The following is a 23,937-nucleotide window of genomic DNA, read 5'->3' as shown; positions in this document are numbered from 1 at the left end:
CTGGGCAATTAAATTTAGATCTGCTAATCTTATGTAAGGATAAGAATTTTAAGGAGAAAATGATGTATAAGAGAGTTTTATTTGCTACTGATTTTGATGAGGTAGGAGTTTTAGCAGCCCATAAGGCCAAAAAAATTGCTGATGAAAATGGTGCTGATTTAATTCTGGTTCATGTTGTGGAGCCTATTCCCGCTTATGCATATCCAGGGTTTGCTGGCTTTGCTGAAGTTGAATTGTCTATTCGTGAACAAGCTGAAAAAGAACTTGATGAACTTGCTGAAAAATTAGGTGTTGATGCCAAACATCGATTTATTGAATTTGGTTCTACTAAAAATGAAATATTAAGAGTGGCAAATGAACATAAAATAGATTTAATTGTTACAGGAAGTCACGGTAAACATGGACTCTCTTTATTACTAGGCTCTACTGCTAATGCAATTTTACATGGTGCAGAGTGTGATGTTTTGATCGTACGACCCAAAGTAGCTCATTAACTAGTAAGTTCATTTACCACATCCAATGCAATGTAGTTTGTAGACAACGAGCATAATGAGAATGCAGGTTGTAGCCAATTTTATTTTAAGTCTCGCTGCCTACAAACTACAAAATTATTAAATCCGTATTTCTCAATAAGACAGAAAACCAGTATACTCTATGTTTTGATACAGATGATCGAAGCGTTTAATGAAATTGTTGCGTGGTGTTCAACATCTAGCTGAGTTTGATAACGGCGTAGTAGCTACTATTGGTAATTTTGATGGTGTTCATTTAGGACATCAAAATCTTATTAAATCATTAAAAGATAAAGCCAGAGAAATGAACCTGCCTATGGTTCTGATATTATTTGAACCACAACCGCGAGAATATTTTCAAAAAGATATGGCACCGGCAAGACTATCCAGTTTAAGAGAAAAACTGGATATGTTAAAACAATGCCAGGTTGATTACGTATATTGTATTAAATTTGATAGTAAATTAGCTCAAACTACAGCATCTGATTTTGCCATGTTGTATTTATTTAATGTCTTAAAAGTAAAGTATCTTCTGGTTGGTGGAGATTTTCGGTTTGGAAAAAATCGATCAGGTGATGTGAATTTGCTAAGAACGCTGGGTGCGCCCTATGATTGCCAAGTGGAGACATATGAGGATTTCTGCTTTCAAAGTGCAAGAGTTAGTTCTACAAAAATCAGATCGGCACTTGAGCAAGGCAATCTCGACTTGACTGAAAAGCTTTTAGGCAGATCGTATATCTTATGTGGCCGTGTAATACGTGGGGATGGAAGAGGACGACAATGGGGTATTCCTACTGCTAATCTAAGTCTTCACCGTTTATTATTACCGCTTCAAGGTGTTTTTGTCGTGCAGGCCTACCGAGGAAGGAAGCTAGTTCATGGCGTAGCTAATATTGGCAAGCGACCAACAGTTGATGGCACTAAAAATATTTTGGAGATACATTTATTTGATTTTAATGACTCAATTTATGGGGAGTTATTGCAAGTATTTTTCTTGCACAAATTGCGTGATGAGGTTAAATTCACATCAGTGGATGCTTTAATTGCGCAGATTCATAATGATATTGCGGCGGCTAAAGCATTTTTAAACGTGAATGTGCAGTAGGTTCAACTGCATAATTTTGTTTTTTTTAAACCGTCATGAACTTAACGATTTCGCAGAGTAGACACTTATGGCTGAATACAAAGATACATTAAATCTTCCTAATACTTCATTTCCAATGAAGGCGAGTTTGGCAACGCGTGAGCCAGAAATGTTAGCTGAGTGGCAGGCAAAAGGGATTTACGAACAAATCCGCAAGGCACGTGCAGGCAACCAGCGATTTATATTACATGATGGTCCTCCCTATGCCAATGGTCACCTGCACTGTGGGCATGCACTGAATAAAATTCTTAAAGACATTATCATTAAATCCAAATCATTTAGCGGATATGACGCACCTTTTGTACCAGGATGGGATTGCCACGGGTTGCCTATTGAACTTAATGTGGAAAAAAAAGTTGGTAAGGCTGGGGTCAAAATATCTCCAAGAGAATTTCGAGTTAAGTGTCGTGAGTACGCGACAAGTCAAATTGATATTCAAAGAGAAGAGTTTCAACGTCTTGGTGTTTTAGGTGATTGGTCTAATCCCTATGTTACTATGGACTTTAAATATGAAGCCAATATTGTACGGGCTTTAGGTTTAATGATTAAAAATGGTCATCTCCAGCAAGGTTTTAAACCGGTGCATTGGTGTATTGACTGTGGCTCTGCCTTAGCTGAGGCAGAAGTAGACTATGAGGAAAAAACATCTCCTTCTATTGATGTAGCCTTCTTGGCCGTAAATGCAGGCGAATTTCTAAATCAGTTTAAAGCAAATTTAGAAATTAAATCGTTAACTCTTCCTATCTGGACAACAACTCCTTGGACTTTACCTGCTAATGAGGCTGTATGTTTACACCCTGAGATTGAATATTCATTAGTTGACGCGGGTATAGCCTACTTTATAGTAGCTACAGAGCTGGTGGAGTCTGTTATGGCACGCTATAAACTAAGCGATTATAGGATATGTGGTTTGGCTAGAGGAAAAGCTTTTGAAAATCTAAAATTAGAGCATCCATTTTACGATCGCCAGGTTCCGGTTATCCTTGGCGAGCATGTTACTACTGAATCAGGTACCGGGGCTGTTCACACCGCCCCAGCACATGGTCCTGATGATTACATGGCTGGAAAAATTTATGGTTTGCCATTAATAAATCCAGTAAAAGCCAACGGTTGTTTTGCTGAGGATGTAGAGCTCTTTGCTGGCCTTTCTGTTTTAAAGGCCAATGAACCTATTTTGGAAGTACTGACTGCAAAGGGAAGGTTACTGTCTAAGGACATGATTAGGCATAGTTATCCCCATTGTTGGCGCCATAAATCACCAATGATTTTTCTGGCTACGCCTCAATGGTTCATTTCTATGGATAAAAGTGACCTTAGAAGTTCTATCTTATCTGAAATTGATAAGGTGAATTGGGTTCCTGACTGGGGTAAGGCACGCATTAGCAATATGGTAGAAAATAGACCTGACTGGTGTATTTCAAGGCAAAGGGCGTGGGGTACTCCTATGCCTTTATTTGTGCACAGCATAACACGAGAACTCCATCCTGATACCCTTGAGATTATTGAAAAGGTAGCGCTTATTATTGAACAATCAGGAATTGATGCCTGGTTTGAATTAGATGCTACTGAATTGCTGGGTGAAGATGCTCCATTCTACGATAAAATCACTGATACCATGGATGTATGGCTGGATTCTGGAATCTCTCATTATAGTGTTTTGAAACAAAACAGTGATTTAGATTTTCCTGCTGATGTTTACTTCGAAGGTTCTGATCAACACAGAGGTTGGTTTAATTCTTCTTTAACTACAGCGGTGGCTATGTATGGGGTTGCACCCTATAAAACAGTATTAACTCATGGCTATACAGTGGATGCTGAAGGTAAGAAACTGTCTAAGTCCAAAGGTAATTACGTTGCCCTGGACAAACTGGTAGGCCAGTATGGAGCTGATATTTTACGTCTATGGGTTGCATCTACTGATTATAGACATGAAGTAAGTATTTCTGATGAGATCATTAAACGAAACGCGGATGCTTACAGACGAATTCGTAATACAGCCCGTTTCTTATTAGCCAATTTATGCGATTTTGAGGCTCAGGATTGTATTTCAGTTAATGATATGTTGGAATTAGATCGATGGGCTTTAAAACGCTGCCAGCTCTTACAAGAAGAGATTATCAGTGCTTATGAACACTACCAATTCCATGTTATCTATCAGAAAATTCACAATTTTTGTGCAGTAGATATGGGAAGTTTTTATTTGGATTTGATTAAAGACCGACAATACACCACGGCAAAACAAAGCAAGGCAAGGCGTTCGTGCCAAACTGCGATGTATCATATTGTTAAAGCGTTTACTTTATGGTTGGCACCTATTTTGTCCTTTACAGCGGAAGAAATATGGCAAGCTATTCCCGGGTTTAACAATGATTCGATTTTTACAGAGAGTTGGTACACCTCGTGGCCAGCAATCGATACAATTAATATGGCAGATTGGGAGCAATTGCATCTAATTCGTGATGAGGTAAACAAGTCGTTAGAGGAAACAAGGCAAAAAGGTACGATTGGCTCAGCTCTGGCAGCGGAAGTTATTCTTTATGCCGACACTAACGTATTGCCAAAGTTGACTCGTTTGGGAGAGGAGTTGCGCTTTTTATTGATCACCTCAGGTGCAACGGTACATCCCATGAGCCTTGCAGCTAAGGAACTAACTACAACAGAATACGGCGTTTCTATTGAAGTTATGGCGAGCACCCATGAGAAATGCGCACGTTGTTGGCATAGGCTTCCGGATGTAGGGCAGAATAAAGAGCATCCAGAATTATGTATGCGTTGTCTGGGCAATATCAGTGGAAAGGATGAAGTGAGACATTATATATGAAAAAATGGTATTGGTTTTTACTTAGTACTATTGTAATAATTGCTGATCAATTAACTAAATATTGGGTCGCAATTTCATTTACACCGTACAAACCGATGCCTATTTTCCCGATGTTAAATATTACACTGGCCTATAACACCGGGGCTGCATTTAGTTTTTTAAGTGGTGCTGGTGATTGGCATCGTTGGTTTTTTGCATGTTTTAACCTTGTAGTCAGTACCATTCTTATCATCTGGTTGTGGCGGACTCCTAATCAGGCTCGGCTTCAATCAGCTGGTGTAAGTCTTATCCTGGGTGGAGCGATTGGTAATTTGATTGATCGAGGGGTTCAGGGTTACGTGGTTGATTTCATTGATGTTTATTACAAACACTACCATTTTGCTACATTTAATATAGCAGATAGTGCTATTTGTATCGGTGCTGCTTTCCTTGTTTTGGATTTACTGATTCACAGAGAGTGATCTTTAATTATTTCTTGTTAAATTAAGATAATTTATTACGAATGACATACAATTAAAAGACAGTAGTTGAAATAATCAACGTACATGGTTAGATATTTATGGAGCAGCATATGGAAAAATCAACACCTTACAGAAGGTTATGGCGCTCTCGTAAAGAGCGAAAAATTGCAGGAGTATGCGGTGGATTAGCCAATTATTTTAAAGTGGATCCTCTTTGGATCCGATTAATTTTTGTTCTTTTCTTTTTGGCTGGTGGTACTGCGTTAATTGTTTATCTTATTATGTGGCTCATCACTCCTCTTGAACCTGTAGAGGACAATTGAGTTCTAGGTTGTAATTTATAATTCTGCTGACTCAAATCAAAACTGCTGATGACAGAGCATTGAGCTGCTTCTGATCCGGGTTGTGGATAGTTACTGCTGCGACAGCTGGTAAATTCATAAAATGCTCTGCATCTTCCCATTCAATTTCAGCGGGGAATAAATTCAGACTGGGAAGGGCGTTGTTAAGAAGGGTACAAAAGTCCAAGGTAGCAGGGAAGGGGCGTACGTGTTGATAGCCAAGACTCATTGCTGTCATCGCTTCAGATATAGTTGCAACACCTGGTAAATAATTCATTGAATAAACATTAGCTGTTTGTGCAATTGCTGGTAAAAGTCCAGGGCTGGATGCAAAATGAACTCCAGCCTGATAACAGATTTCTAATTGCTGAGTATCTATAATGCCACCAGCTCCTGTCTTAATATTTGGGTATTGCTTTATAATCTGAGATAACAGATCTTGCTCTGTAGAGTTAATCTCAATCAAATTGAAACCTGCATCAATGATTTGCTCTAATCGTTGAAATAAGAAATTATCAACATCAAGTGATACAATGACTGATTGATTACCCAAAAACTTATCTATAATCATGGTGTACTTCCGTGAATGTCACATTATTTTTCCATGTTAGAAGAGATGTCTTAAGTTGGCAAGTAGATTAAAGACAAAAGCAAACCAATTAAATAGAGCTTTTTATCAGTTTATAAGAAAGTCTTTAACTAATAAGTCGGGAAGCCAGCAGTCTATACGAACAATACTCTAAATAAATTTTATTAATCAATAACGTGACTTGTTCGCGTGATTAAGTCGTTCTTCCTTGTCTACAGGGTATTAGCCAAATCAACCACTTCACAAGCCAGCCTTTTGCTTTGAGTATCATGTTGATGACTTGTCATCAGGCCCAGGCAATTTTAAATAGATTATTTAAATGGATTCGTAGACAGTGGTGTTAATTGGCTACGAGATTCATTTTTTGACTCTGGTTCTAATGGTTTCTCTAATTGTTTCTCTAATGGTCCTTTAATAGGTGTAACTGAAGGTTTTGTTGGATCGACACCAAAACGCTCAAGATTTCTGAGTAACGATTGCATCATCAAGTGAGGAATAGGAGCAGTCCTAAGCATGTTTTTATAAAATGATTTACCAAATTCCGTTTGCAAATAGGCTGTAGCTGCTTGGGTATGTACCCCAGGGGCTTTAGTGACAAGATTCATCAGGTCAGCTTGGGACACACTTGGCGAATTTTTGAATTCTTCCAGTTTGTTTTTATATAACAGGGTAGGAGAAGTCTGGGTTTGTTTGGGCGCAGGTTTTGCACTACCTTGGGTAATTGTTGGGGTTGGGGCTGTAAGGCCTAAATTAGGATTATCTAACAAATTTTGAGCACTGGCTCTGGATGCTTGAATAAGACCAGTTTGATTTTTTATCAGGGTTTCTTCGGTTTCGATGTTCTTAATTTTAGAATGTACTTCTAAAATCTGTGTTTTGGTAAATGTAGATTCTAATCCTTTGTTAAGCTTCACCAGGTTTTCCACCACCATTAATTCATGTTTTGTTTGTTCAAAGCCAACCTGGGCTGTCTTAAGAGCTTCTTGATTGTCTTTTACCGATTCCCAATCTTGTCCTGGTTGGAGAAGATAATGCTTATCTCCATCCTTAATAATTTGTTGGCCTTTATTCAGAACAAAATGAGCGTCTTTAAAGGAGACAGATTGTCCATTTAACTCTGTTTTTCCATCAAGGGTAACATAATGTTTGTTACCCTTTCGTACATCAAGCATATCAAAGTGTCTGGCACGGTTTAAGCCCATACTGGTGTGTTTTTTCATTAATGTTGCTGCTTTCTCATCCTGATTTAATTTTATTAACTCATCAACCTGTTCCAGTATTTCATCCATCTCAATACTGATGGAATCTATTTGAGACTGAATTTTAGCATCTACAGAAATTACTTCTAAGTACTGCTCTCGCTCTAAGCCTAAACTGGTGTGCGTTTTCATTAAAGAGGCAGTTTCATCGTGTAGATTTAAATTGGTTAACTCATTGACTCTATTCTGTATCTCATCCATCTGTACCTGGATTAAATCTATTTTAGATTGTATTTCAGCAATTTTGTCAGGTGTCGGTGCGTTTTCCAGCATGGTCAAACTGTCATCAAAATCATTTAATTGGGTATCATATAAATCATATTTGAAATTTATCATACTCATTTGGTCATCTAGTTTACTTAGTCGTGTATTAAGTATTTTATGTTCGTTTAGAAGTTGATCCTGTCTATTCTGGTAGGTGCTAATAGCACGATCATAATCAGCAATAGATCTCATCAGACTAGTGCGATCTGATGAAGGGTTTAGTGGTGTTGTGGGTTGCGTTGTGTGTCCACTATTCTTTATCGCTTTTTCATTTTGGTCGAGAATTATTTCCCTTCTCTGATCAGCGGCATGTGCTTTTTTTTCAATGTACCAAAGAAAAAATGCTGCTTTAAGGCGATTCATCATTAATTGTTTTTCGCGTAATTGGAGTTGCTCGTATTGACGCAGTGACTTTTCCTCTGCAAGTTTGGTACCAATTTCCGCTATCACACTGTCACCAGCTGGAGAACGTAAAAAAGCCACCACATCTTTTGAGTTTTTTAGACCAAAGCGACTGATTTTAATAGTAGGGGATTGATCGGGATTGTCGATATTGTTAGTAATCAAATCAGCCCATTTTTCTAAGACGGGAATTTTTTCAGGGACAAGTTTGTTTTGAGTTTCGAGGTCGACAGATTTTTCTGTAGCAGTGGGGTTTTTAAGATTCTGATCTATACTTTTATTTTGGTCTTTAGACATAAGTACCTTCCTCGTTGCCCCGATTAATTTAATTATACACAATATTGAACAATAAAACACCAGTTGGCATGATTTTTATTATTTACAAACCCACTTTGAAACGAGAAATTATTAAACCTTCATATTGCATCTTAGGGGTACGTGTTTTTTTTTGCAAATCGAATGATTTTTTAAGATGGCTGTACGGTACAAAATTGTTGATCGGCAGTTTCACTGGTGGTTTTAGAGAGGGATTTAAACAGTTTATCGTAATATATCTCTTGATTTAAACTCTCTGTTTGGTATGAGTCCGTCCCTTTATCCAGCAACTTATGTAACAAGCAGTGGCTCTCGCTATGAGGAATTAATTCAAAACGTCTGGGTTGGCTGCAGTAATACTCTTGCTCATTTAAAGCTAAATGTGTGTGATTATCTTCTTCAGCAAAAGCCCAGTTATATAATTCTCCGCGAGCAATTTCGATGAGCGACAGCAAATATTGTTTTAATTGACCTATTTTAGTATCCAGCCAATTGCAAATTATGGTGAGGCCTGTTGCGCTGGAAGAAAATAAAAAACCCAGTGAATTATCCCAAGCATCTCCAAGAGTATCGAGTACTATACCTATTGCATAGGCAAAAATACGACTTGTGGGATTAATAATCGATAGGCTCAAACGAAAAATCAGTGAAGCCAGATCAAAAAAGGGGAGGATTAAAATATTTTTAATCAGTTGGAGAGGGGGTAAAAAAATGAAACGAAGAGTATTAATTCCTATATTGATTAAGAGATGATTGGAAAAATAACCAAATGGAGAGGTGAAGCCATAAAGTCGTGATATTCTAAAATCAGAGAGGTAATTATTGAGAGAGGGTCTTTCAGCAAAACTCAGGAATAACTGACCTATAGTTTTAACGTTGCCAAGGCTTGCCAATAACTTACGAAAAATATTGGTAATGCCGCGAAAAGGGATATGAATTAAAAGAGAGCTAATCTCAAGTAAAGGGATAGTCAAAATTATAAGTATTAAATCGGCAATAGTAGCAAAAAACTGTTTAGTGAGTCGTTTTACCAAGAGGCCACTTTTCCACCATCCACGGAGAAAACCATTCTGATAGCCATAATAATATCCTTCAAAAAATGGAGCAACGATTAATTTACCTACGTTAATCACACCTTTTAAAAACCATTTACATGTTCCAAGTAACCAGTCATTTCCTGGGTGGGTGATAGTATCGTATAGTGCAGTACCACCTTTACCGCCTAAAGCAGCGTAGTTGGTATAGGGAAAATCACCCATTTCTTTTTGCAGAGAGGGTATTGCTTTAGTGATACCGTATCCGAGACTTAATGCCAGGGAAGCAATAATTGCTACTTCCGCGAGATCATCTTTAAGAATATTTACAGCATCTATAAAAAACTTGTCCATATTGCCGCTAGCAACTGTTGCTTGCCAATAAGTTATTGATGCAGAAGCTGCCTCTGCCCTTGTGCCGTGACTCATCCAATGTGCCAGTCTCTGAGTTGGCTCAATGCCGGCAATTAAACCTTTTAAATGCAGTTTTGTTAAGACATCAGCCAAGGTATTGGGGGCCAGGATGGCTCCTGCACCATACACGTAAGCCCCCATAGCTAAAGTACCAACTATAGGATTGCGCTCCCCAGTATCTATAAACAGCCGTGCTATATGACGAAAAAGTCCCAAAGCGCGATGAAAGGGATTATCGTAGGCCGGTGGACTAGGTGGGTGATTGGCACGAGCAATAACATATGGGCTGTTGTTTATGTGTTCCTTAATAAATTCTTCAAGTGTTTGCCCATTGGCTAACAGTCCATTATTTTCCAGTGCCTCATGCAAAGAACTCCTCTTTTTGGGGGGCAAGCTGCTGGGTGTATTGAAGTTCTGGTCGCTGTGCGGATGCGTTGCATGAACCTGATTAAAAAATTCCTCTTGTAAATCATGAGCTATATAGTGTCCTATGCTCTTGAAAAAACTTTTAAAAAATGTAGGCAAATGTGAAATGAAGGCAGTAATTTTTAAACCGAATCGTTCAGGAAAATAAAGGTGTCGCTTACTTACCTGACTCAAAATATATAAATCCTGGCCCTCAGGTAAGGGGTAAAAAAGATTATCTTTAATAAAATATCTGATTTGAACCAGTTTATTATCCAGGCGCAGAATGATTTGTTGATGTTTTGTTAATGCTACCCAATTATTATTTGGTAAACACCCTAATATTTTTTTTGCCCCTTTGATCGTTCTTGCATGAACTGGTTCTTGACTGCTATTTGTTAGATCCTTAATCAATTGATTTAAATTGACATAACCTTTTTGCGCAAGCCCTTTAAACTTATAGTAAGGGGTGATTTGTGTGATGGAAACTCCGTCAGAACGATGAGAGATATCTGTTTTATGAGATGGCTTGTCAGTGATCGACAAATACTCCATCCAATCTTGTCCGTCGCGCCAAAATTGACGAAAAAAATCTTCCAGTTTTGCAAATCTGTTTGCAGAAAGCTCACTTAGATTATTCGCAGGAGTCAATTGATAATGTTGACAAATCGTTCTTAATGCATCATCCAGATCATGACTGTTATGTCCAATATGCAGTTCACTGTCCCACACAAAACAGGGGGGGGCTTGATTGGTTTTGTTACTCTTTATTTTCGTGAAATCCATCTGATCCTGTCGAGAAACAGCATGGAGTCGATTGAACTGATAATGTTGTGCCGCTTTATGTGCATCGTAGAGCAAATAACCAAAGGTACCCTCTGAAATTATGGGGTTATTAGCCAACATTCGGTTACCATCCCTACAGAGCTCAATAAGTGAAAGAACTTTTCTTCTTAACTCCTCATGCCCTATATAGTCGAGGCTTTTTAAACGACGCTCTTCTCTTAAGAGAAGAGTCAGGGAGTTTATGCATTCCCTGGCCAGTTGAAGTTTCTCTTGTTGGGCGGAACTAAGTGGTTTTTTGTAACTCTGGGAACGAATCTGATAGCGGTGGATTCTATTGATTATGTCTGCAACTAGTGAAGAGGGGCGTTCTCCGGGAAGAAGCTTTAACAATTGGGGATTGTGAGTAAACAACATTAACTGTACAGTTTTTTGATGATGGTTCGCTATTAATCTTATTCTATCTCCCTCAGGTAGGAGATATTCCATCTCGTACAGTCCATACAATACTGTTCCTGCTTCTTCACTGAAAGCGCTTCCCGTTATTGTAGGCATTGCTTTATGACTATAGGGTCTGATTTGTAATGGAATGATAACCTTTGTTTGGCCATCGGTAGTTTGAAAGTCGAGCATAAAAACCATTCCTTGTTTTTATAGAATTCAGATTACTTGATGTTTAGAGTAAATAGCAAGTGGAAAACGAGTAGATATTGTGTAACAGTAGTCGTGCCGGTAGCTAAAACTCATGAATGAACGAGCTAATTTAGGGAAGAGGGTATCTAAATCTCTTCTAAGTACCCTGCACCAAACTATCAGCCACCCAATTACCCAGGAAAAAACCTGGCCGAACTCCAATAGAACGGTGGTTATCTTCATTTACGGCTGGAAGTTTTAGGGCGTGACTGATAAAATGTTTTAAAAGTAAACAGGAATCAATTTTAATGGCTAGTTATTGTGGATATATTGCTTTGGTAGGTAGACCAAATGTAGGGAAATCAACATTACTCAATCGTATTTTGGAGCAAAAATTAAGTATCACTTCTAAAAAACCACAAACAACACGACACAGTATTTTAGGGATCCGTTCGGAAGGGGAGCATCAGTTTGTTTATGTGGATACCCCTGGTATTCATCAGGGTAACAAAAAGGCGATGAACCGCATGATGAATAAAACGGCTATTAGTGTACTGCGCGATGTTGATGTAGTTGCCTTTTTGGTAGATGGAACTCATTGGGAAGAAGAAGATGAATACGTATTGGGTTTAATCAAACAGTCGCAGGTTCCTTGTGTTCTAGTAGTAAATAAAGTGGATAAAATCACTGATAAAACTCAATTATTACCTTGGATGGAACAAATGAGTCAACGGCATGATTTTGTTGCAATTATTCCTGTATCAGCAAAAACTGGAGTGCAGGTGGATGACCTCCAGGCTAAATTAATTGCTTATTTACCTGAAGGCCCACATTTATTTCCTGACGATCAGTTTACGGATAGATCAACAAAATTCTTATGCGCCGAATTACTTCGGGAAAAAATTTTCCGCTTTTGTGGTCAGGAATTACCTTATTCAGTTACAGTAGATATTGAATCATTTAAAGATGAAGGGAATCTGGTGCGCATTCATGCTTTGATCCTGGTAGAAAAAGATAATCACAAACGTATGGTCATTGGTGATAAAGGGCAAAAATTAAAAGAAATGGCGACAAATGCTCGTCTGGATATGGAAAAAATGTTGGGAAAAAAAGTCTTTTTACAATGCTGGTGTAAAGTTAAGTCAGGCTGGGCGGATGATGAACGCATCTTAAAGCAACTAGGCTATGACAACTAAGTCTTCACAGGCTTGGGTTATACACAAACAGTGGTCTGGAGATACCAGTGCCAGAGTGAGTTTTTTTACTCGTGAGTCAGGATTGATTCAGTGTCTTTGCAAAGGAGGGCGAACCCCCAAAAAGCAGTCTCTTTTGCAAGCATTTACTCCTTTATGGGTAGAGATTGATGATCGTTATGATCGTTACTATACTCGAACTATTGAAAGCATCTCTCCCATGCTCCACCTGGAAGGAAACTCTCTTTTTTCAGGATTGTACATTAACGAACTTCTTTATTATGCATTGAGTCCAGCATCTCCAGATGAGTCATTGTTTAATGCATATTTAATGACTTTAAATGGTTTGGCATTGGCTTCAGATCGCCTGGAGGTGGAGTCTTTACTGCGCCGTTTTGAGTGGACCTTGCTTAAAACTTGTGGATACTCTTTCTCCTTGACTCAGGAGGCTCGATCCGGAGCTTTAATTGATGCCAGTCGTCAGTACCAATTTGTTGCCGGTGAGGGATTTATATGTGTCAGTAAAGGCATCCCTGGTGAACATCTTCTTGCTCTTGCAGAGGATAATTTAGATGATGAAGCTTTATTAAAATCAGCAAAACAAATGATGAGATCAGCTATAGATCATCTTTTGGGAGGTAGAGAGATCAAAGCACGTACTTTATACAGGTAAGTGTTAACATATTGATATTCCAAAGAAGTCTATTATACTTTTTTTTTTATATTTTTATGGTGCAGAATGAATAAAGAGTTATTGTTAGGCGTTAATATTGATCATATTGCAACAGTGCGCCAGGCTCGAGGAACACGCTATCCTGATCCGGTTCAGGCAGCAATGGATGCAGAAGAAGCGGGGGCTGATGGCATTACTCTCCATATGCGAGAGGATTTGCGCCATATTCAGGCACGTGATGTTCGCTTAATTAAACAAGTGTTACAAACACGAATGAATCTTGAATTAGCGGTCACTGATGCAATGCTTGATTTTGCAGAAGAAATTTTACCCGAGCATACTTGTTTAGTTCCTGAAAAACGTGAAGAATTAACTACGGAAGGTGGGTTGGATATTTTAACTCACCAGAAGACAGTGGAACATGCGGTGAGACGTTTGCAAAACATGGGTAGTGAAGTGTCTTTGTTCATCGATCCCGATAGGGAGCAAATTAAAGCTGCTGCAGAAATTGGTGCCCCAGTAATCGAGTTACATACTGGCTGCTATGCAGATGCAACCTGCATAGAGAAGCAAAGTCACGAACTGGAGCGAATTAGACAAGCGGCAAGTTATGCCGTGAGTTTAAAGCTGATTGTTAATGCGGGACACGGGTTGAACTATCATAATGTAAAACCGATTGCCGCAATAAAAGAGTTACTTGAACTTAACATAGGACATGCTATTGTTGCCCGCGCTTTATTTTGTGGATTTAAGGAGGCAGTAAGACACATGCGTCAATTAATGCAAGAAGCGAGACTTTATGTCAGTGACTGACGTGATTGTTATCCGTATTACTGGAGATTCTGGTGATGGGTACAATTAGTAGGCGAGCAATTAACCATAAGTGCAGCACTTACTGGACGAGATGTACGCACCTTCAGCTTTGACCAAAACTCGTCATTGAGTATAACGCTAAGTATTGCAAACTCGTTTTATACTTTGGTGTCAGAACCGTCATATTAGGGGTTTGCTCTAATTAATCAAAGGATTAGATAGCGTGGCTTTTGATTAACCATCTACTGGATGCCGCGGACAAGCTGCGGCATGTAGGCGGCAGGTGAAATGTCAACAGACCCTAGTATTTTCCAAAAAACACCCCAGTCAAGACTGTTTTTTTAATTATTTTGTTGTTACCTTAGTGTTTCAATTATCCATTTTTATACCACTCGCTTGTGGATAATTTTTGGGACACCACTTGACTTCTCTCTTAATTCAATAATTTATCTAAAGCTCAGCCCTTGCTGGATATAGCTTATTATTGTTTGTTTTTTCTTGCGTTCACTGATAACTTGGTGAGTCGACCGAGGGAACTTCCCCCTCAGCCGCTCGCAGAACCGGACATGATACTCTCGCATCATCCGGCTCCCATTAAGTCAACGCACCGAACATACCTTCGCGCCAATGAATGAACAGCGTAGGCATTTCTTTATGGATTCGTTCCATTAGTTTGCCTGCTTTGGTTCTGCTGTTCCCCAATGATTTATACTTCTTCTTTGCCCAGGCCAACAACATATTGTTGACGCACCGCCAAACTCGATACATAGCGGATCGTGAGTATTTTCCATAATACGCAAGCCATCCCCTTAGCATCGGGTTGATGAAGTCAGCCAGTTCTTGAAGACTCAAGGAAGTGTTATTTCTCCAGCTGCCCCTCCGCAGTTTCAATGTCATTGCCTTCACGGCCTTTAATGATACCACCGGAGTGAAGCCAATGAAGAAACTGTTTCTTGACTTGACTTTGACTCGTCTTGCTTTGAACGTATAGCCTAGAAAGTCGAATGATTTATTTCCATATCGTCCTTTCCGTGCTCCGTCTTTGCAATAGATAATCTTTGTCTTGTCAGGGTGAATTTCAAGACCACGAGACTTAAATCGATCATCAATCTCTTTTAGCATTTCCTCTGCTTCTCGCTGTGTCCGGCAATGGGCAAGCCCATCGTCGGCATACCGACACCATGGAGACTCCGGGTGATGTTTTGTCATCCAGTGATCAAATGCATAGTGCAGAAACAGATTACTTAATAGAGGACTGATCACGCCGCCCTGCGGCGTGCCGGCCGTTCTCGGCAGGCATATTCCTTGTGGATCATGAATTGGTGCAGTTAACCATCTTTCCACATACAGCACTATCCATTTGTCGCTGATGTGATGCTTCACTGCTTTCATGAGAAGTTCATGGGATAAATTGTCAAACAGACCTTTTATGTCAAATTCAACGACCCAGTCATAATCCCAGCACCGTTTCCTTGTAACGCCTATCGCATCTAAGGCGGATTTATTAGGCCTATATCCATAGGAGTCGTTCAAAAAGTGCGGTTCAAGAAGCGGCTCCATCATTAATTTCACCGTCATTTGCGCAATTCTGTCCGTCACTGTAGGTATACCTAATTTTCTCACACCGCCTTGTTTCTTAGGAATAGCTACTTCTTTCACCGCTGGTGGAAAGTAGCTTCCTGAACTCATGCGATTCCATAGCTTATACAAGTTGCCCTTGAGGTCTTGGCTAAACTCATCAATGGATTGATTATCAATACCAGCAGAGCCAGCATTGGCTCGCACCAATTTATAAGCTTGCCAGACAAGTTGTTTTGGTATGTTAAATGGTTTTGTTGTCACTAATATGTCATCCTGCTTCCAGTTGTACATTAATGCTAACGACTTAACGCAACCCCTTCGCTCCATCACCATTACAGTGACTTCAACACTAATACGAGTTGCTCCGCCCCAATGTATTGCATCAGTACTATCAGCCTCATTGTTTCTGCAATTTGACCTTTCCCTTGGCATCAATACATTGGTTCCCGCAGTTCCATAGAAAAGCCCGAAAACAGACTCACGCCACCTACACGCCGGACACCATTTATGCAGCACCCAAGTTCGCTCATAAACTCTTCCCGGAAGTACGACCTTGCCCCCGGTTTCGATGTCAATATCACGCGCTATCGACGCGTCATCAGTGGTTCATTTACATTCGTCTTTCTGTTCCACACCTGCCAGATCTATTCTGACTTTTCTTCATCGCTCATGACCTATGCTCTTAACATACGCCACATGAAGTGGTTTCAAGCCCGCTCTTGGTCGCTTGCTTCGGCGGGACTACCGCCATCTTTTCTATAGCTTCTATGCTTCGAGGTAAATTCGTTCCTTAAATTCACGTTCTGTGCATCTACGGCACACAGTCGCTGTCGCGAAATGATTTGGGCAAGTTTGAGGAATAAAAATCGAAGGAATTTTTTTGATTTTAAATCATGAACAAAGTATCATAATTAAGAGTAATTTTTCAATACTCACTAACGCCAAGTAAAAATATAGGATTGCTGATGCAGGGAATGAACTATCGATTAGATATCAAAAAAGGATTGCTGGTAAGGTCCAATGACGGGACGATTGCCAGCAATCAGCAATCAGCAATCAGCAATCAGCAATAGCTTTTTCCTTATTTTCAATGTCCTCTATTATTTTTTATTGTGTGTATTTCCTTTGTTCAGGGTTCTTGCCTATCCTTTTGCTCAGTTTTTATTCAGCGATGCGTATTAGTCCATTTATTCGCTTGTTATTGAAATCGATTGCCGCTGCCTGTTGTTTAAGTCCATTTAATAAATCATTTGTATTATACAAGGAACGTTTATGAAGCATCGCTTAGTTCTTTCTCTCATCACGGCAGGAGTGCTGGGAAGTACAGCCTCAGCTGGCACTATGGGGCCTGTCATGGCCATCAAAGACTGGACCTGGGTAGGCTCTGTGAGCGCAGGCCCGGTTTGGGCTCGTGGTGGGGAGACTCAGACTTTTTATTTGGCTCCGGAAATTGAAAAGACGTATGCGGCCAGAAAATCGACCAATGCATTAGCATCAGGTGAGCTGTTTGTGGGGATACAAAAGTCATTATCCTCCCAGTGGTTGGGTCAATTGGGACTGGCAGTGACCACCACCGGCAGTGCCCATCTTCAGGGCATTATCTGGGATGATGCCGACCCTCAATTTGATAATTACAGCTACCAATATAAAGTACGCAACACGCGCATAGCGGCAAAAGGAAAACTTCTGCTTGATAAAGGCTATTGGCTCATGCCCTGGGTGAGCGCGAGCCTTGGCGTTGGTTTTAACCGCACTCATGAATTCACCAACACACCCTTGATTTTTGAAGCCTTACCCAATGCCAATTTTACAGACCACACAAAAACCGCATTGACCTACACGCTGGGGGCTGGCGTGCAAAAGTCGCTCAATGACCACTGGCAGGTAGGGGTTGGATATGAGTTTGCCGACTGGGGTAAAAGCGAACTGGGTCGCGCTTTTGGGCAGACTATGAATTCAGGATTAGCACTCAATCACCTTTACACCAATGGGGTGTTGGTCAATCTTACTTACGTGGCATAAGGATAAAAATCATGCTAGAGAAAACAAAGACATTTTTCAGCAATGCAATACTGACCGTTTTATTCTCCTGTCTGACGCTTGCAAGTGCGCAGGCGGCGAAGCCCTTATGGACGTTTGTGCCGCAAACACCAACCGAGATTACCGTAGCTAAAGGGGGCAGTGCACAGGTGATTTACACGGTACAAAATCAGTCCTCGAGAGCCAAAAACCTGGTGATGAAACCCATTGCAGGGGTGATTCAGGGCGCACCCTGCCAGTTTCCAGCTAAAGGAAGTTGTACGCTGACGCTCAATATCAATGGCTCTGCCCTGCTGGGCGATGTATTGGGCGGCCCTGTTTTATGCCAACAGGGCAATGACCTGCAGTGTTACCAGCCGAGTTCAGCCAATATCCTGCGTATTCACCTGGCAACGCCGCCACCGGTGCAGCAATTCACCGTGGCACCATCGGCGGGTGCGAATGGCTCCATTTCCCCCACAACAGCACAGGTGGTCAATGCTGGCAGCAGCCTGACGTTTACGGCAACACCCAATACCGGTTTCGGAGTCAATCAGTGGCTGCTGGATGGCAATGTGGTACAAAATGGTGGCACGAGCTTCCAGTTGAACAATATCCAGGCTAATCATGCTATAGAGGTAACCTTTAATCAGACAACCCTGTCTCCTCTCACGCAAAACTTGGCTTTGTCAATTAACAATCCAGGAGCAGACCCAGCCCTTTCTGGCACTGCGCGCATCATTCGAATAGAAAATACGGGCTCAATACCAGCAAACAACGTACAGGTGAGTACATCCGGATTTCCTGCTGGAACGTCAATTACCAGTAATGCCTGTATGGGCACACTGAATAACGGAGCCACCTGCGACATCACCATCACCCCAGGCATTAATGCCAGTTTGGATTCTTTAAGCTCTGCCTGCACTACTGCGCCAGGAACTGCGCCTGTACCAACAACGGTCACAGTAACTGCAGATAATGCGCCATCTACGGACGTTAATGTCTTGGTGTTAGGATACGGTTGTATTTATCAAGGGGGTTTTTTGTTTTCTGTGGATAATGCCACACCCAGCACACAAAGCATTGGTGGGAAAGTGGCCGCATTAACGGATGAAGAAGAAAGTCCAGCAGACTTTTTTTTCCAATGGGCAACATTATTCGATAATACGGCAGCGGACAGTATCACGGATGGATTAAGTAACACCAATGCGCTTGAAACCCCTGTAGGTCAATATCCGGCAGCGCAGGCCTGTCGAAACAAGAGTGAACAGGGGTTTACTGACTGGTTCATGCCGGCGATTTGCGAGTTGGGACGATATTCCAATCCACCAGGAGGAACTGATGCGGGTTGTGGCACTACCAATCCCAACTTATATACAACGTTGCATACGAATGGTTTAGGCGGTTTTGCCGGTGACTACTACTGGAGTTCTACCGAGTTTTCCGGCGTTCCTACGACCGGCGCCTGGATCCAGAACTTCTTCGATGGCGTCCAGGACGTCGACAATAAGTTCGACAGTCTTCGGGTTAGGTGTGTTCGGGCTTTTACCCCTTAAACCCTTTATCCCTTTTCTTTTGAGGCAGCGAAGCTGCCTCTTATAAAACCGCATAGCGGTCGGACTTAATTTTTATGGTTTAATGATGGCGCTATATACCGAGTTGCCGGTTTATCGGGACGCATACCTTTTGACACTAAAGGTGTTTGAGATAACAAAAGATTTTCCAAGGGAGTACAAATACACACTGGGCCAGGATATGAAGCGTGACGCCCTTCATTTGCTTCGTTGTATTTACCGAGCAAACAAGAATCAAAACAGAGTAGAGCACTTAGAGGTGTTTTTAGATGAGTTGGAGTTATTGAAACTAGAAATTCGCCTGTGTGTCGAGATGAAACTGGTATCACTTAAAAAGCAGGCATTATTAAGTGAGCTTTTAGATCGCATAGGCAAACAGGTGACCGGCTGGCGTAATGCCAGTCGATAAAGCCAGAATCATGAGAGCTACGGCGTTCATGAGCGAGCATGCTTTTGTTTAAAAGCGATAAAGGGACTGACTTGGCAGTTGATTCGCGTCTGCACAAGACGCCTTGTACAGACCAAAACACCTTTATTAATTGTTTAGGCGGTTTTGCCGGTGACAACTACTGGAGTTCTACCGAGTTTTCCGGCAATCCTACGAACAACGCCTGGAACCAGAACTTCAACAATGGCAACCAGAACGACGACAATAAGAACAACAATCTTCGGGTTAGGTGTGTTCGGGGTTTTAAACAAAGTAAAGTCACAATCGGCGTGGGCTTTTAACAAGTCCACGCTACCCTATTAGAATGAGACTATTGATAGAAAAGGAACAGAGCCGTATGAACTATGGTGCGTCATTGGAATCCTTATTTCAAGCCTATTTTGACTGCCGCAAGAACAAGCGCAACACCATGAATGCGCTCCGCTTTGAAACGGATTATGAAAGCAATCTCATTGCTTTGCGAGATGAACTCAATTCTAGCACCTGGAACCCTGGGCGCTCGATTGCTTTTGTGATTGATAGGCCTGTGAAACGCGAAATCTTTGCTGCTGATTTTCGTGACCGTGTGGTGCATCACTGGTTAATCAATCAATTGAATCCTCTGTTTGAGAAAGCCTTTATTTATGATAGCTATGCGAGCCGCAAGGGACGAGGCGCGCACATGGGCATTGCGCGTGCCGACGAATTTATCCGCAAATGCTCTTTAAATTACCAAAGAGACTCCTATGTGCTGAAGCTCGATATCTTAAGTTTTTTCATCCGCATTAACCGCCATATTCTCTGGGAGAAACTTCGCTGTTTTATCGAGACCCATTATAACCAGCCCGACAAGGGATTAATCCTGGAGGTCGCCTGCAAAGTCATTCAAAATGAACCAACCAGCCACTGCTTTATCAAGGGGAAACGACGCGACTGGCAGGGTTTTCCCAAAGACAAGAGCCTTTTTTATGCCAGGTCTCACTGCGGGCTACCGATTGGCAATCTCACCAGCCAGGTATTTGCCAATTTCTATTTAAATCCCTTTGACCATTTCATCAAACACGATTTGGGTGTGCGTTTCTATGGTCGTTACGTCGATGATTTTATTCTGGTGCATGAAGATAATGCATTTTTAAAATCACTCATACCCCGAATGGAGCAGTTTTTGCAAAAAGAGCTCGAACTTGAGCTTCATCCGCGTAAACGATACCTGCAGCACTACTGCAAAGGCGTCCCGTTTCTTGGAGTGATGCTCAAACCACACTGCATCCATGCCGGACGTCGCATCAAAGGGAATTTTTATGAGGCCATCCAGCGCCATAACCAGGTTGTTAAAGACCATAAACCCACCAAAGAAGAGCAGATGGCTTTTTTATGCTCCATCAACTCTTATCTTGGGATTTTAAGTCATTACCAGACCTACCGCCTACGAAAAGGCATGCTTAAAAAGCACTTATCCATCTGGTGGTGGAATCTGATGTTTTTCAGTAACAGATGTGCCAAATTAGTAGCGAAGCAAAGAACAGTACGATAAAGAGGGTGTAAGCAAACAATGAGCTTGGATGTGAATGGCTTTGATGAGCCGGTTACAGGAGGCACCGCTACCATTACAGTCGGTAATGACCATCGCCTGGTTAAGCTGGCTCAGAAACTCCCCTGGGATGAGATGCTGCAATTAGTATTGCCTGATTTACAGCGCACGGAGAAGAAACATTGGTGGATGGGCAGACCCTTGCGAATCCGTATTCATTTAGGGGTTTATGTCTTACAGCAGATGTTTAATTTAACCGATAGGTTTGCTGAGCAGCAGGTACGTGATAATGCCGCCTTCCGTCTGTTTTGTGGTTATGGTCTCATCAAGAAATGGCATGCGCCAGACCATACCAAAATCGAGACGTTTCGTTCTCGATTAAGCCCTGAAAAACAACGACGGCTTGCCAATTTGATAGCGCAACAAGCGGTTAAACTGAATTATGCTAATCCTACGGAGCTCGATATTGACTCTACTGTGCAAGAAGCTAATATAGCCTATCCCGCAATCGCTAATTTATTGATTAAAGTTGCTGTCCTTGCGTCAAAAGTTGGAAAAGGACTGAATCAATTGTGTTCTGGTGGCATGAAACAGTACTGCGTTGGACTAAGCAATTTAAAACAAATCGCGCTGTATTATTTTAATTTGAAACGTAAAGATGTTGGTGGGGGTATATTATCCGTGGTACTTCAGCGATTATGGCGTGAAACGTATGCTGATGTACTGCCTATCTTAAATGATTTATATTTGTTTGGTGCTAAGTTAGCATCGGGTAAATATTGGGCGCTTCGCCGTTCTGTCGAGACGCTGAGCTGGCGCGGGACTATGTTATTACAGAATGTACATGGTTATCTTTTTGAAGGTATTATCAATACATCGATCTCTTCATTGCATGCTTATGAAGTCGGCTGTTTTAACAAAGGTAAATTAAATAAAGGAGTGCAGTTTGGCCGCGTCTATCAATTAGGACGTATTGGAGGTAATTTTCTTTTTGTTGGCGAATGCACGTCTACTTATATGCCAGATGCTCAGTCTTTACCGCTGATGCTCAATACACATGAGCATCTTTTTGGAAAGGGGTTGCTGGCATCTGTGGCGACAGATAAAGGGTATTATTCACTGAGCAACGAACAGCTATTGATTGAAAAAGGCGTCCTTGAAATTCAATTACCCCGTCCTGATAGGACGCTCAATGCGGCTCGTGAAACAACACCATGGCCAATTCGGCAATTATTGCATCATCGACGCGCTGGTATTGAGCCTTTGATTGGCCACACGAAACACGGAGGTCAATTGGGTAGAAGCCGTATGAAATCTGATGAAACCACCAAAAGCGCTGGTTATGCTGCTGTATTTGGGTTCAATTTAAGGCAACTTACTCGTTATCTTTCAGGCGAGGTACGTCCAGAAATTGATAAAATGACTAATATTGCAGCAAATAATGCAAATAGCACCTATAAAACGGTTATACAAGGGGCGTGATTGAGCTGGCTGGGTTCGATCTGATTTAAGTTACATGTTGGTGCGTCAAATCAAGTCTCATCGATTATTTATCGAGCAAATCATTTCGCGACAGCGACAACTTATCCACAGTTTCTGTGGATATCTCTGTGAATAGCCTCTTAGTCATCTATGAATTCGGAGATTTAATGAGTTGAGTTGGATTTATCCATAGTGTTAATTTGTATTGAGACGGCTTCTAAGGTAGTAACACATTTTTCTTTGAGCGATCTTCGCTGCTTTTCCTACTTTACGAAAAGCAACCGGGTTGTAAGGTAATTAATTTTCGTCTCTAGCTAGAGGATGGGGCATATTGGTGGTTGTGCCGCCTGTACCGTATGGTCTTGTAATGATTTCCAGCAGATGGCCATCCGGATCATCCCAATACACTCCTCTTCCTCCATCCCATCCGTTAATCTGATTCTCTTTACGTCGATAGGGATCCGCCCAATAGGGTAGGTTTCGTTTTTTAATACGCTTGAAAATTGCGTCGAACTCAGCCTCGCTCACAAGGAATGCATAGTGCTGGGGTTGTATTTGTTTATTAGTTTCGAAAAAATCGAGAGAAGTGTCACCGATTTGCACGATGGTGAAGTGGCCCAATGTATGTGGTAATGGAAGTCCCAGAATTTCACTTAAGAAGTGAGCAGAGCGATTGGGATCGCGTACAGACACAATCGTGTGATTTAGATAGATGGTCATATTAATGTCCTCTAAGTATAAAATATAGCATATAAATCCTGCAATACTTTCATAAGGGCTTAAAGATTTTTTACTAAGTCTTATTACTCGGTTACAGGAGAGCCATGAGCTGCTCCATTTAATGTAGGTGTGTTTATTCGCTTGTCATGTCAACATCAGCATAATCACCTTTAATTAAACGGACTTGACCATGTATTCTTATTATTTGGTGTTTTGAAAAAGAACAATAAGCAATCACTTCAGCTTCAATAGGACGATCATTTTTGCTTTTTCCCTTAAGATAGTACAAAGTAAAAAGTTCGTTACCTTTTTCAATAACATATTTGTAATCAATGGAATCAACAGTCATATTTTCCCTTTGCTCAATCACATGTTGAACATATTGGGTTCTATCCATAACAACGCCATTGATACATTGTTCATAATCTCGATGAAAAAATTTTTCTATTGTTTCATAGACATTTATTGTATGGTCATAAAGAGATCTCCATGTGTCTTTTAATAATTCTATGTTATTCATTTTTGCCCTATGGATTATCAATTATCA

Annotated in this window: 20 protein-coding genes; 14 read left to right on the top strand and 6 right to left on the bottom strand. The window is 40.9% G+C overall.

Going from position 1 to position 23,937, the window contains the following annotated elements:
* The first annotated feature begins 62 nt into the window (after positions 1 to 62).
* The 5 genes from HRS36_RS11235 (at position 63) to HRS36_RS11215 (ending at position 5,261) form a co-directional block, all read left to right on the top strand.
* Positions 63 to 494 (top strand): universal stress protein, encoded by a 432-nt coding sequence (locus HRS36_RS11235; RefSeq protein WP_173238512.1) that lies wholly within the window; start codon positions 63 to 65, stop codon positions 492 to 494.
* Positions 495 to 684: 190 nt separating this feature from the next.
* Positions 685 to 1,617 (top strand): bifunctional riboflavin kinase/FAD synthetase, encoded by a 933-nt coding sequence (gene ribF / locus HRS36_RS11230; RefSeq protein ID WP_173237380.1) that lies wholly within the window; start codon positions 685 to 687, stop codon positions 1,615 to 1,617.
* A gap of 67 nt (positions 1,618 to 1,684) precedes the next feature.
* A complete protein-coding gene (gene ileS / locus HRS36_RS11225) occupies positions 1,685 to 4,477 on the top strand; it encodes an isoleucine--tRNA ligase (RefSeq protein WP_173237379.1) in 2,793 nt (930 codons plus the stop codon).
* Positions 4,474 to 4,938, top strand: coding sequence for a signal peptidase II (gene lspA / locus HRS36_RS11220; protein WP_173237378.1), 465 nt, complete (start codon positions 4,474 to 4,476; stop codon positions 4,936 to 4,938). The genes ileS and lspA overlap by 4 nt, the downstream gene beginning before the upstream one ends.
* A 110-nt stretch (positions 4,939 to 5,048) precedes the next feature.
* Entirely contained in the window at positions 5,049 to 5,261 is a 213-nt protein-coding gene (locus HRS36_RS11215) for a PspC domain-containing protein (RefSeq protein WP_173237377.1), read from the top strand.
* Positions 5,262 to 5,292: 31 nt separating this feature from the next.
* On the opposite strand, the gene HRS36_RS11210 is transcribed toward HRS36_RS11215, so the two are convergent.
* The 3 genes from HRS36_RS11210 to HRS36_RS11200 form a co-directional block, all read right to left on the bottom strand.
* Positions 5,293 to 5,850 carry a bifunctional 4-hydroxy-2-oxoglutarate aldolase/2-dehydro-3-deoxy-phosphogluconate aldolase gene (locus HRS36_RS11210; RefSeq protein WP_173237376.1) on the bottom strand — a complete coding sequence of 186 codons (558 nt, stop codon included), beginning with the start codon at positions 5,848 to 5,850 and terminating at the stop codon, positions 5,293 to 5,295.
* Positions 5,851 to 6,179: 329 nt separating this feature from the next.
* The gene (locus HRS36_RS11205) at positions 6,180 to 8,090 is read right to left on the bottom strand and encodes a hypothetical protein (RefSeq protein WP_173237375.1); all 1,911 of its coding nucleotides are present in this window, start codon (positions 8,088 to 8,090) and stop codon (positions 6,180 to 6,182) included.
* Between the two features lie 170 nt (positions 8,091 to 8,260).
* Entirely contained in the window at positions 8,261 to 11,377 is a 3,117-nt protein-coding gene (locus HRS36_RS11200) for a hypothetical protein (RefSeq protein ID WP_173237374.1), read from the bottom strand.
* Positions 11,378 to 11,685: 308 nt separating this feature from the next.
* On the opposite strand from HRS36_RS11200, the gene era reads away from it, so the two are divergent.
* From era to pdxJ, 3 genes are all read left to right on the top strand, one after another.
* Entirely contained in the window at positions 11,686 to 12,573 is an 888-nt protein-coding gene (gene era, locus HRS36_RS11195) for a GTPase Era (protein WP_173237373.1), read from the top strand.
* Entirely contained in the window at positions 12,563 to 13,243 is a 681-nt protein-coding gene (gene recO, locus HRS36_RS11190) for a DNA repair protein RecO (protein ID WP_173237372.1), read from the top strand. The genes era and recO overlap by 11 nt, the downstream gene beginning before the upstream one ends.
* A 66-nt stretch (positions 13,244 to 13,309) precedes the next feature.
* Positions 13,310 to 14,056 (top strand): pyridoxine 5'-phosphate synthase, encoded by a 747-nt coding sequence (gene pdxJ / locus HRS36_RS11185; protein WP_173237371.1) that lies wholly within the window; start codon positions 13,310 to 13,312, stop codon positions 14,054 to 14,056.
* A 594-nt stretch (positions 14,057 to 14,650) separates the two neighbouring features.
* Here pdxJ and ltrA read toward each other — a convergent pair.
* A complete protein-coding gene (gene ltrA / locus HRS36_RS11180; RefSeq protein ID WP_226905451.1) occupies positions 14,651 to 16,069 on the bottom strand; it encodes a group II intron reverse transcriptase/maturase in 1,419 nt (472 codons plus the stop codon).
* Positions 16,070 to 16,909: 840 nt separating this feature from the next.
* Between ltrA and HRS36_RS11175 the strand changes: the two genes are divergently transcribed.
* From HRS36_RS11175 to HRS36_RS11150, 6 genes are all read left to right on the top strand, one after another.
* Positions 16,910 to 17,659, top strand: coding sequence for an outer membrane protein (locus tag HRS36_RS11175; protein ID WP_173235454.1), 750 nt, complete (start codon positions 16,910 to 16,912; stop codon positions 17,657 to 17,659).
* 422 nt (positions 17,660 to 18,081) lie between these two features.
* Positions 18,082 to 19,212 carry an Lcl C-terminal domain-containing protein gene (locus HRS36_RS11170; protein ID WP_226905452.1) on the top strand — a complete coding sequence of 377 codons (1,131 nt, stop codon included), beginning with the start codon at positions 18,082 to 18,084 and terminating at the stop codon, positions 19,210 to 19,212.
* Between the two features lie 82 nt (positions 19,213 to 19,294).
* Positions 19,295 to 19,639: a four helix bundle protein gene (locus HRS36_RS11165; RefSeq protein ID WP_338033693.1), complete on the top strand. Its 345-nt coding sequence runs from the start codon at positions 19,295 to 19,297 to the stop codon at positions 19,637 to 19,639.
* 38 nt (positions 19,640 to 19,677) lie between these two features.
* Positions 19,678 to 19,959 carry an Lcl domain-containing protein gene (locus HRS36_RS11160; protein WP_173235465.1) on the top strand — a complete coding sequence of 94 codons (282 nt, stop codon included), beginning with the start codon at positions 19,678 to 19,680 and terminating at the stop codon, positions 19,957 to 19,959.
* A gap of 32 nt (positions 19,960 to 19,991) precedes the next feature.
* A complete protein-coding gene (locus tag HRS36_RS11155; protein ID WP_226905453.1) occupies positions 19,992 to 21,191 on the top strand; it encodes an RNA-directed DNA polymerase in 1,200 nt (399 codons plus the stop codon).
* A gap of 18 nt (positions 21,192 to 21,209) precedes the next feature.
* Complete coding sequence (locus HRS36_RS11150; RefSeq protein WP_173235467.1) at positions 21,210 to 22,670, top strand: transposase; 1,461 nt, start codon at positions 21,210 to 21,212, stop codon at positions 22,668 to 22,670.
* Between the two features lie 297 nt (positions 22,671 to 22,967).
* Here HRS36_RS11150 and HRS36_RS11145 read toward each other — a convergent pair whose 3' ends face one another.
* Positions 22,968 to 23,390, bottom strand: coding sequence for a VOC family protein (locus tag HRS36_RS11145; RefSeq protein WP_173237370.1), 423 nt, complete (start codon positions 23,388 to 23,390; stop codon positions 22,968 to 22,970).
* Between the two features lie 133 nt (positions 23,391 to 23,523).
* Positions 23,524 to 23,910, bottom strand: a complete 387-nt coding sequence (locus HRS36_RS11140; protein WP_173237369.1) for a hypothetical protein — start codon at positions 23,908 to 23,910, stop codon at positions 23,524 to 23,526.
* Between the last annotated feature and the right edge of the window lie 27 nt (positions 23,911 to 23,937).

The sequence above is a fragment of the Legionella antarctica genome (assembly GCF_011764505.1).
In the GTDB taxonomy this organism is placed as follows: Bacteria; Pseudomonadota; Gammaproteobacteria; order Legionellales; family Legionellaceae; genus Legionella; species Legionella antarctica.
This window is presented reverse-complemented; position numbering and strand designations above follow the sequence as displayed.

Coding starts and splice junctions, on each gene's coding strand:
- HRS36_RS11235 (WP_173238512.1), top strand. CDS start 63: ATGTATAAGAGAGTTTTATTTGCTACTGATTTTGATGAGGTAGGAGTT.
- ribF (WP_173237380.1), top strand. CDS start 685: ATGAAATTGTTGCGTGGTGTTCAACATCTAGCTGAGTTTGATAACGGC.
- ileS (WP_173237379.1), top strand. CDS start 1,685: ATGGCTGAATACAAAGATACATTAAATCTTCCTAATACTTCATTTCCA.
- lspA (WP_173237378.1), top strand. CDS start 4,474: ATGAAAAAATGGTATTGGTTTTTACTTAGTACTATTGTAATAATTGCT.
- HRS36_RS11215 (WP_173237377.1), top strand. CDS start 5,049: ATGGAAAAATCAACACCTTACAGAAGGTTATGGCGCTCTCGTAAAGAG.
- HRS36_RS11210 (WP_173237376.1), bottom strand. CDS start 5,850: ATGATTATAGATAAGTTTTTGGGTAATCAATCAGTCATTGTATCACTT.
- HRS36_RS11205 (WP_173237375.1), bottom strand. CDS start 8,090: ATGTCTAAAGACCAAAATAAAAGTATAGATCAGAATCTTAAAAACCCC.
- HRS36_RS11200 (WP_173237374.1), bottom strand. CDS start 11,377: ATGCTCGACTTTCAAACTACCGATGGCCAAACAAAGGTTATCATTCCA.
- era (WP_173237373.1), top strand. CDS start 11,686: ATGGCTAGTTATTGTGGATATATTGCTTTGGTAGGTAGACCAAATGTA.
- recO (WP_173237372.1), top strand. CDS start 12,563: ATGACAACTAAGTCTTCACAGGCTTGGGTTATACACAAACAGTGGTCT.
- pdxJ (WP_173237371.1), top strand. CDS start 13,310: ATGAATAAAGAGTTATTGTTAGGCGTTAATATTGATCATATTGCAACA.
- ltrA (WP_226905451.1), bottom strand. CDS start 16,069: ATGCCAAGGGAAAGGTCAAATTGCAGAAACAATGAGGCTGATAGTACT.
- HRS36_RS11175 (WP_173235454.1), top strand. CDS start 16,910: ATGAAGCATCGCTTAGTTCTTTCTCTCATCACGGCAGGAGTGCTGGGA.
- HRS36_RS11165 (WP_338033693.1), top strand. CDS start 19,295: ATGATGGCGCTATATACCGAGTTGCCGGTTTATCGGGACGCATACCTT.
- HRS36_RS11160 (WP_173235465.1), top strand. CDS start 19,678: ATGCTTTTGTTTAAAAGCGATAAAGGGACTGACTTGGCAGTTGATTCG.
- HRS36_RS11150 (WP_173235467.1), top strand. CDS start 21,210: ATGAGCTTGGATGTGAATGGCTTTGATGAGCCGGTTACAGGAGGCACC.
- HRS36_RS11145 (WP_173237370.1), bottom strand. CDS start 23,390: ATGACCATCTATCTAAATCACACGATTGTGTCTGTACGCGATCCCAAT.
- HRS36_RS11140 (WP_173237369.1), bottom strand. CDS start 23,910: ATGAATAACATAGAATTATTAAAAGACACATGGAGATCTCTTTATGAC.